Origin of the sequence: Brotaphodocola sp. (assembly GCF_050873065.1) — a bacterium.
Lineage (GTDB): Bacteria > Bacillota > Clostridia > Lachnospirales > Lachnospiraceae > Brotaphodocola.
Map to the genome: position 1 here is coordinate 1 of NZ_JBNMIC010000051.1, position 15127 is coordinate 15127.

General features: G+C 48.7%; 14 protein-coding genes and 2 tRNA genes. 14 read left to right on the forward strand and 2 right to left on the reverse strand.

Going from position 1 to position 15127, the window contains the following annotated elements; genetic code table 11:
• Window positions 1-432: 432 nt before the first annotated feature.
• From secA to ACR0QE_RS11115, 4 genes are all read left to right on the forward strand, one after another.
• Complete coding sequence (gene secA / locus ACR0QE_RS11100) at window positions 433-3003, forward strand: preprotein translocase subunit SecA (RefSeq protein WP_432628420.1); 2571 nt, start codon at window positions 433-435, stop codon at window positions 3001-3003.
• A 45-nt stretch (window positions 3004-3048) separates the two neighbouring features.
• Window positions 3049-4186 (forward strand): peptide chain release factor 2 gene (gene prfB, locus ACR0QE_RS11105; RefSeq protein WP_432628421.1). Its coding sequence is split into 2 segments (ribosomal slippage): window positions 3049-3123 and window positions 3125-4186, totalling 1137 coding nucleotides; the frame shifts between segments, so codons are not numbered across the junction.
• A 180-nt stretch (window positions 4187-4366) separates the two neighbouring features.
• Window positions 4367-4813 (forward strand): ACT domain-containing protein, encoded by a 447-nt coding sequence (locus ACR0QE_RS11110; RefSeq protein ID WP_177978350.1) that lies wholly within the window; start codon window positions 4367-4369, stop codon window positions 4811-4813.
• Between the two features lie 38 nt (window positions 4814-4851).
• Window positions 4852-6069 carry a homoserine dehydrogenase gene (locus tag ACR0QE_RS11115; protein ID WP_432628422.1) on the forward strand — a complete coding sequence of 406 codons (1218 nt, stop codon included), beginning with the start codon at window positions 4852-4854 and terminating at the stop codon, window positions 6067-6069.
• 168 nt (window positions 6070-6237) lie between these two features.
• Here ACR0QE_RS11115 and ACR0QE_RS11120 read toward each other — a convergent pair whose 3' ends face one another.
• Window positions 6238-6588 (reverse strand): hypothetical protein, encoded by a 351-nt coding sequence (locus ACR0QE_RS11120; protein WP_432628423.1) that lies wholly within the window; start codon window positions 6586-6588, stop codon window positions 6238-6240.
• Between the two features lie 265 nt (window positions 6589-6853).
• On the opposite strand from ACR0QE_RS11120, the gene ACR0QE_RS11125 reads away from it, so the two are divergent.
• The 10 genes from ACR0QE_RS11125 to ACR0QE_RS11170 all read left to right on the forward strand — a co-directional run bounded on the left by ACR0QE_RS11125 (window position 6854) and on the right by ACR0QE_RS11170 (window position 14947).
• On the forward strand, window positions 6854-9007 hold the full coding sequence (locus ACR0QE_RS11125) for a Tex family protein (protein WP_432628424.1): 2154 nt from the start codon (window positions 6854-6856) through the stop codon (window positions 9005-9007).
• A 210-nt stretch (window positions 9008-9217) separates the two neighbouring features.
• Window positions 9218-9637 (forward strand): tRNA (adenosine(37)-N6)-threonylcarbamoyltransferase complex ATPase subunit type 1 TsaE, encoded by a 420-nt coding sequence (gene tsaE, locus ACR0QE_RS11130; RefSeq protein ID WP_432628425.1) that lies wholly within the window; start codon window positions 9218-9220, stop codon window positions 9635-9637.
• 103 nt (window positions 9638-9740) lie between these two features.
• The gene (gene tsaB, locus ACR0QE_RS11135) at window positions 9741-10544 is read left to right on the forward strand and encodes a tRNA (adenosine(37)-N6)-threonylcarbamoyltransferase complex dimerization subunit type 1 TsaB (RefSeq protein WP_432628426.1); all 804 of its coding nucleotides are present in this window, start codon (window positions 9741-9743) and stop codon (window positions 10542-10544) included.
• Window positions 10545-10552: 8 nt separating this feature from the next.
• Window positions 10553-10987, forward strand: coding sequence for a ribosomal protein S18-alanine N-acetyltransferase (rimI, locus tag ACR0QE_RS11140; protein WP_432628432.1), 435 nt, complete (start codon window positions 10553-10555; stop codon window positions 10985-10987).
• Between the two features lie 183 nt (window positions 10988-11170).
• Window positions 11171-11413 carry a hypothetical protein gene (locus ACR0QE_RS11145; RefSeq protein WP_432628427.1) on the forward strand — a complete coding sequence of 81 codons (243 nt, stop codon included), beginning with the start codon at window positions 11171-11173 and terminating at the stop codon, window positions 11411-11413.
• An 84-nt stretch (window positions 11414-11497) separates the two neighbouring features.
• Window positions 11498-12430 carry a ribonuclease Z gene (locus ACR0QE_RS11150; protein WP_432628428.1) on the forward strand — a complete coding sequence of 311 codons (933 nt, stop codon included), beginning with the start codon at window positions 11498-11500 and terminating at the stop codon, window positions 12428-12430.
• A complete protein-coding gene (gene tsaD, locus ACR0QE_RS11155; RefSeq protein WP_432628429.1) occupies window positions 12427-13527 on the forward strand; it encodes a tRNA (adenosine(37)-N6)-threonylcarbamoyltransferase complex transferase subunit TsaD in 1101 nt (366 codons plus the stop codon). The genes ACR0QE_RS11150 and tsaD overlap by 4 nt, the downstream gene beginning before the upstream one ends.
• 145 nt (window positions 13528-13672) lie before the next feature.
• Window positions 13673-14431, forward strand: a complete 759-nt coding sequence (ispD, locus tag ACR0QE_RS11160) for a 2-C-methyl-D-erythritol 4-phosphate cytidylyltransferase (RefSeq protein ID WP_432628430.1) — start codon at window positions 13673-13675, stop codon at window positions 14429-14431.
• 272 nt (window positions 14432-14703) lie between these two features.
• Window positions 14704-14789: transfer RNA gene (locus ACR0QE_RS11165), tRNA-Ser, on the forward strand.
• Between the two features lie 69 nt (window positions 14790-14858).
• Window positions 14859-14947 (forward strand) — tRNA-Ser (locus ACR0QE_RS11170).
• Here the strand turns inward: ACR0QE_RS11170 and ACR0QE_RS11175 are convergent.
• The coding region (locus ACR0QE_RS11175) for a hypothetical protein (RefSeq protein ID WP_432628431.1) at window positions 14929-15127 on the reverse strand (199 nt) is incomplete at its 5' end. The genes ACR0QE_RS11170 and ACR0QE_RS11175 overlap by 19 nt on opposite strands.

Genomic DNA, 15127 nt, shown 5'->3' on the forward strand with positions numbered 1-15127 from the left:
GCTGAATGATGTATAGTATTTGCAGGAGACACCTTCTTTCGTGAATGCTGTAAATGTTAGTTTGGGCACTTTCATTATACAACATAATCGAATTCAAGGTGTCTTTCTTTTATGCAAAATCACGAACTTGCTCATTTATAGTATTGAAAAAATATAATCCGCAGAAAAACAGAACTGAGGAATAGATTGAGACAAAGATGGTTCACTTTCTGTTTCATCTCTGCATAGATTCTGCCTTATTTTCACCAAAAAGTGGGAAAAATAAAAGACAGAGGCGGAAAATGAAACAAAAAAGAGGTTAATTTTTTGTGAAGTAGGAGGGGAAAACTTGAATAAATCAAGGGTTAGTGTTACAATGACTAGGATTGACTGTAAAATGGGTCAGACTATAATTGTCTGGCTGGAAAGAAAAATGTTTAGGAGACAGAATTTATGAATCTCATAGAGAAATTATTTGGCACCCACAGCGAGCGGGAACTCAAGATGATTTATCCGATTGTGGACAAGATTGAGGCGCTGCGGCCCAAGATGGGAGAACTTACGGATGAGCAGCTGCGCGACAACACCCGTATTTTCAAAGAGAGACTGGCAAATGGAGAGACTCTCGATGATCTTCTGCCAGAGGCATTTGCGACTGTCCGTGAGGCTGCAAAGCGAGTGCTGAAGATGGAGCATTATCCGGTACAGCTCATCGGTGGTATCGTTCTTCATCAGGGACGTATCGCAGAGATGAGAACCGGTGAAGGTAAGACCCTCGTGTCGACCGCTCCGGCATACCTGAATGCACTGACCGGAAAAGGAGTTCACATTGTCACCGTCAACGACTACCTGGCAAAACGAGATGCAGAGTGGATGGGACAGGTTCACGAGTTCCTTGGCCTGAGCGTTGGTATCGTTTTAAACCCGATGACTTCTGAGGAGCGCAAGAAGGCATATGCCTGCGATATCACTTATGTGACGAACAATGAGCTCGGATTCGACTATCTGCGTGACAACATGGCGATCTACAAGGAGCAGATGGTTTTAAGAGGTCTTGAGTATGCGATCATCGATGAGGTCGACTCTGTCCTGATCGATGAGGCGAGAACCCCTCTGATCATTTCCGGTCAGAGCGGCAAGTCCACAAAGCTGTATGAGGTCTGCGATGTGCTGGCTCATCAGCTCGAGAAGGGCGAGGCTTCCGGTGAGTTCACAAAGATGAATGCGATCATGGGCGAGGACATTGAGGAGACCGGTGACTTCATCGTCAATGAGAAGGATAAGGTGGTAAACCTGACTGAGGAAGGTGTGCGCAAGGTCGAGGAGTATTTCCACATCGACAACCTTGCAGATCCGGAGAATCTGGAGATCCAGCACAATATCATCCTCGCACTGCGTGCAAACTACCTGATGCACCGCGATAAGGACTACGTCGTAAAGGATGACGAGGTTCTGATCGTCGATGAGTTTACGGGACGTATCATGCCGGGCCGTCGTTATTCCGATGGTCTGCATCAGGCAATTGAGGCGAAGGAGCATGTAAATGTGCGCCGTGAGAGCAAGACGCTTGCGACGATCACGTTCCAGAACTTCTTCAACAAGTTCAAGAAGAAATCCGGTATGACCGGTACGGCTCTGACCGAGGAGAAGGAGTTCCGTAACACTTACGGCATGGATGCAATCGCAATTCCGACAAACCGTCCGGTACAGCGTATCGACCACGAGGATGCCGTTTACAAGACAAAGAAAGAGAAATTCGATGCCGTTGTGAAAGAGGTTGAGGAAGCACACGCAAAGGGACAGCCGGTTCTGGTTGGCACGATCACGATCGAGACTTCTGAGCTTTTGAGCAAGATGCTCAAGAAGCACGGAATTCCGCACAAAGTCCTGAATGCAAAGTTCCATGAGCTCGAGGCAGAGATCGTTGCAGATGCAGGTGTACACGGAGCAGTCACGATCGCGACGAACATGGCAGGCCGTGGTACCGATATCAAGCTTGATGAAGAGGCAAGAGCAGCAGGCGGACTGAAAGTAATCGGTACCGAGCGTCATGAGTCAAGACGAATCGATAACCAGCTGCGTGGTCGTTCCGGCCGTCAGGGAGATCCGGGTGAGTCCCGTTTCTACATCTCCTTAGAGGATGATCTGATGCGTCTGTTCGGTTCTGAGCGTCTGATGAAGATGTTTGAGGCTCTTGGTGTGCCGGAAGGCGAGCAGATTGAGCACAAGATGCTCTCAAGTGCAATCGAGAAGGCTCAGATGAAGATCGAGACGAACAACTACGGTCTGCGTGAGAACCTGCTCAAGTATGATGAGGTCAACAACGAGCAGCGTGAGATCATCTATGCAGAGCGCCGGAAAGTTCTTGACGGCGACAATATGCGTGATCTCGTTCTGAAGATGATCACTGACATCGTGGAGAATGCAGTGGATATGTCGATCTCCGATGAGCAGAATGCATCTGACTGGGATTGGGCAGAGCTCAACAACCTTCTGACTCCGGTGATTCCGCTTCAGCCGATCAGTGCTGAGAATCATCCGGTCAGCAAGAAGAATGAGTTAAAGCACATGCTCAAGGAAGAGGCAATCAAGCTCTACGAGGAGAAGGAAGCACAGTTCCCGGATGCTGAGCAGGTACGTGAGATTGAGCGTGTCGTTCTGCTCAAGGTAATCGACAACAAGTGGATGAACCACATCGACGATATGGACCAGCTCCGCGAGGGAATCGGTCTGCAGGCTTACGGCCAGCGTGATCCGGTTGTCGAGTACAAGATGAGCGCGTATGAGATGTTCGAGGCGATGACCGCTGCGATCACCGAGGAGACCGTCCGCATCCTGTTCCACATCCGTGTTGAGCAGAAACTTGAGCGTGAGCCGGCTGCGAAGGTGACCGGAACAAACCGCGATGAGTCCACTGTTCAGGCTCCGAAGAAGAGAGAAGAGCAGAAGATTTACCCGAATGATCCGTGTCCGTGCGGAAGCGGTAAGAAGTATAAGCAGTGCTGTGGAAGAAAACTGGTGTAAAAACCGGTGTGCTTTAAAAATATAAAAATGAAAGTGGGTGACACAATGGTCGAGCTTGATCCGTACAAGTACAAATTATCAACATTCGAAAAACCATTAGTGGAAGTGAGGGATTCACTTTGACCTGGACAACAAGGTCAGACGAATCGATGAGTTAGACAAATCCATGGAGGAGCCGGGATTCTGGGACAACGCAGAGCGCTCTGCAAAGCTCGTGCAGGAGGCGAAGAATCTCAAGGACACCGTGGAGCTTTATCATGGTCTGGAGCAGCAGTATGAGGATATCCAGGTGATGATTGATATGGGAAATGAGGAGAACGATACCTCTGTGATTCCGGAGATTGAGGAGATGCTTGCAGAACTTGAGCACAACCTTGAGAAACTCCGCATGGAGACTCTGCTCTCCGGCGAGTATGACCGCTACAATGCCATCCTGCGCCTGAATGCAGGTGCAGGCGGAACGGAGTCCTGTGACTGGTGCGGCATGCTCTACCGCATGTACTGCCGTTGGGCAGACAAGATGGGATTCAAGACGGAAGTTCTCGACTATCTGGACGGTGATGAGGCTGGAATCAAGTCTGTGACGATCCAGATCAACGGCGAGAATGCGTTCGGCTATCTCAAGTCCGAGAGAGGTGTGCATCGTCTTGTGCGCATCTCCCCGTTCAATGCGGCAGGAAAGCGCCAGACCTCTTTCGTTTCCTGTGATGTGATGCCGGATATCGAGGAAGATCTGGATGTGGATATCAATCCGGATGATCTGCGAATCGATACCTATCGCTCGAGCGGTGCCGGCGGACAGCATATCAATAAGACTTCTTCTGCAATCCGTATCACGCATCTTCCGACTGGAATCGTGGTACAGTGCCAGAATGAGCGTTCCCAGTTCCAGAACAAGGATAAGGCGATGCAGATGCTGAAAGCAAAGCTGTATATGCTCAAACAGCAGGAGAATGCGGAGAAACTCTCCGATATCCGAGGAGAAGTCATGGAGAACGGCTGGGGCAGCCAGATCCGCTCTTACGTTCTTCAGCCATACACAATGGTCAAGGATCTGCGCACCGGCGAGGAGACCGGAAACGTCAGCGCTGTTCTCGACGGAGATCTCGATCCGTTCATCAGCGCATACCTGCGCTGGCTGAGTCTGGGATGTCCGGACAGAAGAACTGCATCGGAAGATTAAGCGGACAGACGCTTGCAGAAATTTTCTGAATGGAAATTCTGTATGATGCGGCGAATGAATATCATGGAAAACAGGATGCATGTTATAAAATGCTTGCATCCTGTTTCTTTTTGTGCTAATATCTTCCACATGAGCACAAGTGTGCTTGTTACACGAACAAACGACGGAGGGAAATCAGAGATGGCAGAGGAAAAGAGCAAGTATTTTGTGGTAAAGCAGAAAGCGGTGCCGGAAGTACTGTTGAAGGTTGTGGAAGCGAAAAGGCTTCTCGAATCGGAGCGGGCGCTGACGGTGCAGGATGCCACAGAACGGGTCGGCTTGAGCCGCAGCTCTTTTTACAAGTACAAGGATGACATCTTTCCGTTCTATGACAACACAAAGGGAAAAACAGTCACATTTGTGGTTCAGATGGATGATGAGCAGGGGCTCCTCTCCGATCTGCTTCACATTGTAGCAGTTTATAAGGCGAACATTCTTACGATTCACCAGAGTATTCCCGTCAATGGCGTGGCGACGCTGACTCTGTCTGTCGAGGTCAAATCCAACACCGGAAATGTATCAAAGATGGTGGAGGAGATTGAGGAACAGCAGGGCATTCATTACGTTAAGATTCTGGCCAGAGAATAAGCAGGCCGGGAAAACCAGAGAAAAGTGAGGAAGAGACAATGATACAGGTAGCAATCATGGGTTATGGCACAATCGGTTCCGGTGTTGCGGAGGTTCTTGAGCAGAACAGAGAGAAGATTGTAGCGGCAGTCGGTGAGGAAGTGGCATTAAAGTATGTGCTGGATCTGAGAGATTTTCCGGACAGCCCGGTCGCTGACAAGATCATCCATGATTTCAAGGTGATCGAGGAGGATCCGGAGATCAGCATTGTGGTGGAGACAATGGGGGGCTTAAATCCGTCCTATCCGTTTGTAAAGGCGTGCCTGCTGGCAGGAAAGAATGTGACGACTTCCAACAAGGCACTGGTGGCAGCTTACGGAACCGAGCTTCTTGAGATCGCACGTGAGAAATCCGTAAACTTTATGTTTGAGGCAAGCGTTGGAGGCGGTATCCCGATTATCCGCCCGCTGTATCGCTGCCTGAACGGAGAGAAGATCGAGGAGATCACCGGAATCCTGAACGGTACGACGAACTACATCCTGACGAAGATGGATAAATGCGGAGCGACATTTGAGTCTGCCCTGAAAGAGGCGCAGGATCTCGGCTACGCAGAGCGCAATCCGGAGGCAGATGTGGAAGGTCATGATACCTGCCGCAAGATCGCAATTCTGACCGCAATGGCAACCGGCCATGAAGTCAATTACGAGGATATCTACACCGAGGGAATCACAAAGATCACGGATATGGATTTCCGCTATGCAGAGAAGATGGGAACCTCTGTAAAACTGTTCGGAACAAGTCAGGTTGATGGTGACAAGGTACATGCATGGGTAGCACCGGTGATGATCGGAAAAGATCATCCGCTCTACATGGTCAGCGATGTATTTAACGGAATTCTCGTTGAGGGCAACATGCTCGGAACTTCCATGTACTACGGAAGCGGTGCAGGAAAGCTCCCGACTGCAAGTGCGGTTGTCGCAGACATCATTGAGGAGGCCCAGAATCTGAATCAGAATGTCCGTCTCGGCTGGGATGCAAAGCGCCTTGAGATTGCGCCGATGCTGTCTTCCCGCCACCGTTACTTCGTTCGTATTGCAGGTACCTTAGCAGATAAGGAAAAGACGGTTGAGGAGGCATTCGGAAAAGTTGAGAAGATTGTTCTCGACGGAACCGGAGAGTTTGCAGTTCTGACCGAGGAGATGACGGAGTCTTCTTTCATGGCAAAGAAGGCTGAACTTGAGGCTGAGGTGCTTCAGTTTATCCGTGCGAGAATCTAAGAAATCTCAAGATTTATATTTCTGGTTACAGTTTACAGTTTCAAATAAAAACACCGACATATTTCCTGGGATAAGTTCAGGGAAGATGCCGGTGTTTTTTTGTTTCCTTGATATAACGAGAATCTGATAGATTTTTTGGTTTGAGTGAAGTGTTTCTGATGAATTTTGTCAGGTAGTCGGGATGGGGAGAGCCTGTTCAATCAGTTCCCGGTACTCTTCAAACATTGCCTTGATTTCTGCTGAGGAGGCGGGATCATCGAGCAGATCCATGAGCCACACATACTCCTTGAAAATCACGAAACTTGAGATGATGCACAGGATTCCAAGAATGATTCCGGCGATGGCAGGAGCGCGCAGGGATCCGCTGTTTTTGGATACATAGGCGAGAATCAGTGCGGATGAGCCGAAAATCAGCTGGATCGGCGGATAAAAAAATGAGAAAATGCCGAGAATGCCGCAGAGCAGACTGATGGTAGCGCAGATATGGAATGCGGACTTTGGTGATTCAGATGGTGTCATGGGATAAGGTACCTCTCTTATTGCTTTCTTAATCATTTTGCAGAAAATGGTGTTACTGTATACGGGTAGAAAGTTTCTGAACTTCGACAAAATAGTATCGCCATTGTAGCACAAAACGAAATCAACCTCAAGGGCCGACTTGAATCTGAATCTGATATGAGGTACAATGATTACGATTTGTATGTAGGAATTTTCAGAACTGGAAATGGAAATTCCGTATGATACAGTTTTTATATAGAATATCAGACAGGATATATGGAAGCATATGGATATTATAAAAGTTTTGCAGGAAGAATTGCAGATCGGCTATAAGCAGGCAGAGGCGGCAGTTCGATTGATTGATGAGGGAAATACCATCCCGTTTATCGCCCGTTACCGCAAAGAAGTCACGGGATCCCTGAATGATGAGGTGCTTAGAAATCTGGATGAGCGGTTGAAGTATCTGCGCGCTCTTGAAGAAAAGAAAGAGCAGGTGCTATCGACGATCCGCGAACAGGGAAAACTTACACCGGAGCTGGAGGAAAAGATCCGCGCAGCTGAGACGATGGTCGCAGTTGAGGATCTCTATCTGCCGTATCGTCCAAAGCGGAGGACGAGGGCGATGATTGCAAAGGAGCGGGGACTTGAACCGCTCGCCAATCTGATTCTTCTCCAGAAGATGGATGAGGATTTGCGTAAAATGGCACAGGCATATGTCGCACCGGAAAAGGAAGTGCCGGATGTGCAGACAGCGCTTGACGGAGCAAGAGATATTCTTGCAGAGCACATTTCTGATCAGGCGGATTACCGAACCTGGATTCGCCGGGCGACGATGGACAGAGGACTGATTGTCTCGAGCGCAAAAGATGAGAAGCAGGAATCCGTGTATGAGATGTATTATTCTTATCAGGAGCCGGTCAAAAAGTGCGCCGGTCATCGTGTGCTTGCGCTCAACCGCGGAGAAAAAGAGAAGATTCTGAGCGTCCGGATTGAGGCACCGCAGGAGGAGATTCTGGCTTATCTGGAACGTCAGGTGATTCGCGGAAAGAATCCGAATCCGCACACAAGGGAGATTCTTTCAGAGGCGATTCAGGACAGCTATGCACGCCTGATTGCCCCGGCGATTGAGCGGGAGATCCGGGGAAGCCTGACGGAACAGGCGGAAGCCGGAGCGATTCATGTCTTTGGAAAAAATCTTCAGCAGCTTCTGATGCAGCCTCCGATCGCAGGAAAAGTGGTTCTCGGATGGGATCCTGCGTTTCGGACGGGATGTAAACTTGCGGTTGTGGATCCGACGGGAAAAGTTCTCGACACAACCGTAATTTTCCCGACTGCCCCGCAGAACAAGGTGGAGGAGTCAAAGAAGATCTTAAAAAATCTGATTCACAAGTATGGAATCTCCCTGATCTCTGTGGGAAATGGAACTGCTTCGAGAGAGTCGGAAAAGATTATTGTGGAGCTTTTAAGAGAAATTCCGGAAAAGGTCTCGTATGTGATTGTCAATGAGGCGGGAGCGTCTGTCTACTCGGCGAGCAAGCTGGCGACGGAAGAATTTCCGAATTTCGATGTCGGACAGAGAAGTGCAGCCTCGATTGCGAGACGCCTTCAGGATCCGCTTGCGGAACTCGTAAAGATCGATCCGGCCTCGATCGGTGTCGGACAGTATCAGCACGATATGAACCAGAAAAATCTGAGTGCTGCGCTCGGTGGTGTCGTGGAGGACTGTGTAAACCGCGTTGGAGTGGATTTAAACACGGCGTCCGCCCCGCTTCTCGGGTATATCTCCGGAATCACGAAGACGATCGCGAAAAATATTGTGGATTACCGCGAGGAGAACGGCGCATTTACAGAGAGAAAACAGCTTTTGAAAGTTGCAAAACTCGGACCGAAGGCATATGAACAGTGTGCGGGATTTCTTAGAATCAGTGGAGGAAAGAATCCTCTCGATGCGACCTCCGTACACCCGGAGAGCTATGGACCGGCGCAGAAGCTGCTCAAAAAGATGGGATATGGAGTGGAGGATCTTGCAAAAGGCGGAGTTTCCGGTCTTGACAGGAAGATTTCTGATTACGGAAAGCTGGCTGAGGAGCTTGGAATCGGTGAAGTGACACTGCGGGATATTGTGAAGGAACTGGAGAAGCCGGGGAGAGATCCGCGAGAGGAGATGCCAAAGCCGATTCTTCGGACAGACGTTATGGAGATGAAAGATTTAAAACCCGGAATGATCCTTCAGGGAACGGTGAGAAATGTCATTGATTTCGGAGCTTTTGTCGATATCGGAGTTCACCAGGATGGACTTGTGCATATTTCACAGATGACAGACAGGTATATTCGCCATCCTCTTGAGGCAGTCAGTGTCGGAGACATCGTGGAGGTAAAAGTCCTCAGCGTGGATCTTGCGAAAAAGCGGATTGCTCTCACCATGAAGATCAATAAATAAAAAAGAAAGAGAATCAGCAGATCAGGTAGATCAGGCAGACCGGGATAAGCGGGATCACAAGATCAAGGTAAGGATAATCAAGGTAAGGATAAGAATTAAGAAGAAAGTAAAGACAAGAAGAGTAAGAAAGATAAATAAGTAAGAAATAGATAAGTGAGAAATAGCTAAGTAAGAAGGACAGGACAGAAGGGATAACAAGAGATGCAGGCGATGGAAAAAATAACAAACGGGCCGGAGGAGACGTATGCGTTTGGATTCGAGATGGGCAAGAATGCACAGCCGGGACAGATTTATTGTCTGGATGGAGATCTCGGAGTGGGAAAAACCGTTTTCACTCAGGGTTTTGCGGCGGGGCTCGGAATCGAGGGACCGGTAAACAGCCCGACATTCACGATTGTACAGCAGTATGAGGAGGGACGCCTCCCACTGTATCATTTTGATGTTTATCGAATCGGAGATGTGAGTGAGATGGATGAGATCGGGTATGAGGATTGTTTCTATGGAAATGGAGTCTGCCTGATTGAGTGGGCACAGCTTGTGCCGGAAATTTTGCCGGAAAATGTGATTCACATTCGGATTGAGAAAGATCTTGAGCAGGGATTTGATTACAGAAAGATCAGCGTTTATTAGGTTTGTTAAATGGATTGAATTGGTTAGATTTACTAAGTTTGTTTGGCTTTTATAATGAAACTGAAATAAAAAATTGAGAGGATTTATTGAGAGGATTTTATTTATGAAAATTTTGGGAATTGAAAGTTCATCTCTCGTTGCATCTGTGGCGGTTGTCACAGACGAAGTGGTGACGGCAGAGTACACGGTAAATTTTAAAAAGACACATTCACAGACTCTGCTTCCGATGATTGATGAGGTGTGCCGGATGCTGGAGCTTGATCTGAATGAGATCGATGCGATTGCGGTTTCCGGAGGTCCGGGATCCTTTACCGGTCTGCGAATCGGATCTGCCACGGCGAAGGGACTTGGCCTTGCGCTGAAGAAACCGCTGATCCATGTGCCGACTCTCGATGCGATGGCATATAACCTGTACGGAACCTCCGCACTGATCTGTCCGATGATGGATGCACGGCGCAGTCAGGTGTATACGGGAATCTATCGCTTTGAGCAGGAATTTGAGACGGTGATGGAGCCGTGTGCAATGGATGTCAGGGAACTTGCGCGAGAGCTGAATAAGTATGGAGAGCGTGTGATTTTCCTCGGGGATGGCGTTCCGGTCAGTGCCCAGATCCTGAAAGAAAATCTTGAGATTCCGTACTCTTTTGCACCGGCACAGTGCAGCCGTCAGCGTGCGGCGAGTGTGGCAGCGCTTGGAGCGGTTTATTTTGCGGAGGGAAAGACGGAGAGTGCAATGGAGCACAAGCCGGATTATCTGCGCAAGGCACAGGCGGAGAGAGAGCTTGAGGAGGCAAAACGCCAGGGAAAGGTTGCGGAACTTGCAGCGGGTCATTCCGTCGGAGATGGAAGCACAAAGAAGAATGCAGGTGAATGCGAAGGTGAAAGCCGGAGAGAGGTGCAGTCGTGATTCGTCTGATGGAAGCGGGCGACCTCGATCAGGTTGCAGAGTTGGAACAGGTCTGTTTTTCTGAAAACTGGTCATATAAACTTCTCGAATCCGGTCTTTACAGTGCCTATGATACCTACTATGTGTTCGCGCAGGACGGACAAATTCTGGGATACAGCAATTTAAGGATTCTTGCCGGTGAGGGAGAAGTGCAGAGAATTGCGGTGAGACCAGAGTTTCGAAAAATGGGAATTGCAGGTCAGCTGATGAGAAGCATGATGGAAAAATCTGCGTTTGAACAGGTGACTGCAATCAGTCTGGAAGTCCGTGAGAGCAACGTTGCAGCCCGCCATCTTTATGAGTCATGGGGATTTCGTGCGGAGGCTGTGAGAAAGGGATATTACCATAATCCGACAGAAGATGCCGTGATCATGTGGAAGCGGATGGAAAGCGGCGGAAATTGACATTCATTTGACATCAATTCCCACTTAAAAACAGAGAAGCTTGCGTTTATAATGCAGGGGTACCCGAGCAGGAGGGTACCCTTTTTTCTTTGCATATTAAGGTGACACAGGACAGAACATGTATAAGCAGCGGAGGAGAAAAGGCGCAGGAAGAAAACGCAAAAAGAGAGCGAGGACAGGAATTTGAAGAGATATACGGAAAGCGGGAAGATCCGCACCCTGATCTGCAACCAGTGCGGAAAACGTCTGATTGTGCAGGATGGAATTGTGAAAGAGGGATTTTTTGAGGGGAGTCAGAGCTGGAATTTTTTTTCCGAGAAAGATGGAGAGATACACCACTGGGATTTGTGTGAATCGTGTTATGATGAGCTGATCTCGGGTTTTCGGATTGCTGTGGAGACCGAGGAACAGGTTGAATTCATGTAAAGGGTGTGTTATCATTTGATAAGCGTGAACGACGAGAAGAAACTCGGGTCGTTCATAATTGTCAGAAGTGAGGAACATACATTTATGTTAGATATTTGTTTATTGGGAACCGGAGGAATGATGCCTCTTCCGTACCGATGGCTGACTGCCATGATGGCGCGCTGTGACGGAAGCAGTCTTTTGATTGACTGTGGAGAAGGAACCCAAGTTGCGTTAAAGGAAAAGGGATGGAGCCCGAAACCGATTGATGTCATCTGTTTTACCCATTATCATGCCGATCACATCAGTGGCCTTCCGGGACTGCTGCTCACGATGGGAAATGCGGAGCGCACGGAACCGCTGACGTTAATTGGTCCGAAGGGGCTTGAGCGCGTTGTCGGAGCACTGCGGGTGATTGCGCCGGAACTTCCGTTTCCGTTGCAGTTTATCGAGCTTGAGGAGCAGAGACAGCAGCTCAAAATCGGGCCGTACACGATCGATGCCTACCGCGTCAACCACAATGTAATCTGTTACGGATACTCGATTTCTATTCCAAGAACGGGAAAGTTTGATTTAGAGAGAGCAAAGGCGCAGGGCGTGCCGATGAAGGCGTGGAGCCGTCTCCAGAAGGGAGAGACCTTAGAGATTGACGGAGTGACCTACACGCCGGATATGGTTCTCGGACCGGATCGCAGGGGACTCAAGGTAACTTACTGCACGGATACGCGTCCGGTTCCGGTGATTGCGGAGTATGCGCAGGATGCAGATCTCTTTATCTGTGAGGGAATGTACGGCGAGGATGGAAAAGAAGCAAAGGCGAGAGAACATCGCCATATGACGATGTATGAGGCGGCAGATCTTGCGCGGCGTGCACAGCCGAGGGAGATGTGGCTGACGCATTACAGTCCGTCCCTGACAAGACCGGATGAATTTATGGATAAGGTGAAGAAGATTTTCCCGAGGGCAAAGGCAGCGAGAGATGGCTGGACAAGGGAATTGATGTTTGAGGAAGAAAGCGGAGAAAAGCAGGAATCATGATGATGGAAGAGAAAGAGACAGAGAAAGATACAGAGAAAGACACAGAGAGAAAAAAAGAAGGTACAAGAGAAAAAGAGAAGAAGGATGTTTTGATTCTCGGAATTGAGAGCTCCTGTGATGAGACAGCAGCCTCGGTTGTGAAAAACGGCAGGGAGGTGCTTTCCAATGTGATTTCTTCTCAGATTGCGCTGCACACCCAGTTTGGCGGAGTTGTGCCGGAGATTGCGTCGAGAAAACACATTGAGAAGATTAATCAGGTGATTGAGCAGGCACTTTCTGATGCGGATGTGACTTTGGATGATATTACGGCAATCGGAGTCACTTACGGTCCGGGACTTGTGGGGGCTCTGCTTGTCGGCGTTGCGGAGGCAAAGGCAATCGCCTACGCTGCGAAAAAGCCGCTTGTCGGTGTTCATCATATCGAGGGACATGTGTCCGCAAACTATATTGAAAATCTGGATTTAGAGCCTCCGTTCGTGTGCCTGATCGTCTCAGGCGGACACACGCATCTTGTGATCGTAAAAGATTACGGGGAGTTTGAGATTATCGGAAGAACGCGCGATGATGCAGCGGGAGAGGCGTTTGACAAGGTTGCACGTGCAGTTGGACTTGGATATCCGGGCGGTCCGAAGATTGATAAGGCGGCGAGAGAAGGAAATCCTCACGCAATGGAATTTCCGCGCGCAAAAGTTGAGGGATCTCCGTATGACTTCAGTTTCAGCGGAATCAAGTCAGCGGTTCTCAACTATATCAACAAGGCAAAGATGACAGGTGAGGAGATCTGTGTGCCGGATCTGGCGGCATCGTTCCAGAACGCAGTCGTTGAAGCACTTGTCAGCCGTGCTGTGCTTGCAGCAAAAAATTATGGATATGATCGTCTGGCGATTGCCGGCGGAGTTGCGTCCAATTCTGCGCTCAGAACAGCGATGCAGACGGCCTGTGACAAGGCGGGAATCCATTTTTACCATCCGTCACCGATTTTCTGTACAGATAATGCGGCAATGATTGGAGTGGCAGCTTATTACGAGTACATAAAGGGAACCCGTCATGGATGGGATTTGAATGCGGTTCCGAATCTGAAACTGGGAGAGCGCTAAAAACAGGGCAGCTAAGACAGCAATAGGATAATGGAGATCACTGAGACGGTTAAGAGAATTTAAGAAATTAAGAAATTAAGCTAAGACAATAAAGATAATTGATAATTAAAGATTTGTTCACAAAGAAATGCTGGGGGAAATCGGGATGCAGACGACAGAACAGAGAGAGCCATTACAGGAATGCGTAGAGCATACAGGAAAAAAAACGGGTGCAGTGGTACTTGCCGGAGGACAGGGGAAACGGATGCACAGTCAGATTCAGAAGCAGTATCTGCTCTTGGCGGGATGTCCTCTGATCTGTTATGCACTCGAGGCCTTTGAACACAGTTGTGTGGATCGGATTGTGCTTGTCGTAGGTGCGGGCGAGGAGGAGTATGTCCGCAGGGAGATTCTCGCCCCCATGCATCTTCAGAAAGTTTGTGCGGTTGTTCCGGGTGGAAAAGAACGCTACCACTCTGTCTATGAGGGATTAAAGGCGCTCAAAGGCTGCGATTATGTCCTGATCCATGATGGGGCACGTCCTCTGATTACGGCATCGATGATTGACCGGATTGTGGAGGAGACAATCGAGTGGAAGGCATGCGTAGCTGGAATGCCGGTGAAGGATACGATTAAGATTGCGGATGAGGCGGGGTATGCACAGGCAACCCCGGATCGCTCGAAACTCTGGCAGATTCAGACCCCGCAGGCATTCTCCTATGAGCTTGTGCGAGGGGCTTATGACTGCCTGATGCAGGATGAGTCTCTCCAGAAGGGAATCACCGATGATGCGATGGTTGTGGAGACCTGTACGCAGCAAAAAGTGAAACTGGTCGCTGGAAGCTATGAGAATCTGAAAGTCACGACGCCGGAAGATCTTGTACTTGCAGAGGCGCTTCTGGAACATCGGAGGGCGGAAAAATAGCGCGCCAAGTCTCTGCGAGCGTCAGCTCAAATGGGCGTGGATAACCGGAAAATGGTGAGAAAACAGGGGAATTTGGCAGCATTTGAAAAAAATGTAAAAAAAGTTCGAAAAAAGTGTTGACAGAATGAAATGTTGGTGGTAGAATCATTAATCGTTGCAGCGCTGAACGGAAACAGACGAAACGAGAGTTCACAGCTAAGACATTAAAAAATAATTTCAAAAAGCTCTTGACAAACGGAAAAACTTCTGTTAAAATAGCAGAGCACGTTTGAGGAGAGGTATCGAAGTGGTCATAACGAGGCGGTCTTGAAAACCGTTTGTCCGCAAGGGCGCGTGGGTTCGAATCCCACCCTCTCCGCTGGACAGGCAAGAAACATTGGCCTGCCAATTAAATATGATATAACTGATGTTCAGGCATCGGTACTTTGCAGAAGTACCCAAGAGGCTGAAGGGACACCCCTGGAAAGGGTGCAGGTCGTTAATAGCGGCGCGAGGGTTCAAATCCCTCCTTCTGCGCTTCCGATTTTTGAATCGGAAAAATCTTTGAAAAAAGATGAAAAAAGTGCTTGACAAACATGAAAGAGTTTGATAAAATATACAAGCTGTTTCGAGAGAGACAAGCAAACAACAAAAACTGAACCTTGAAAATGAAAGATTGAACAGTGTTTAAAACCCTGAAAATTCTTATAAAAAAGA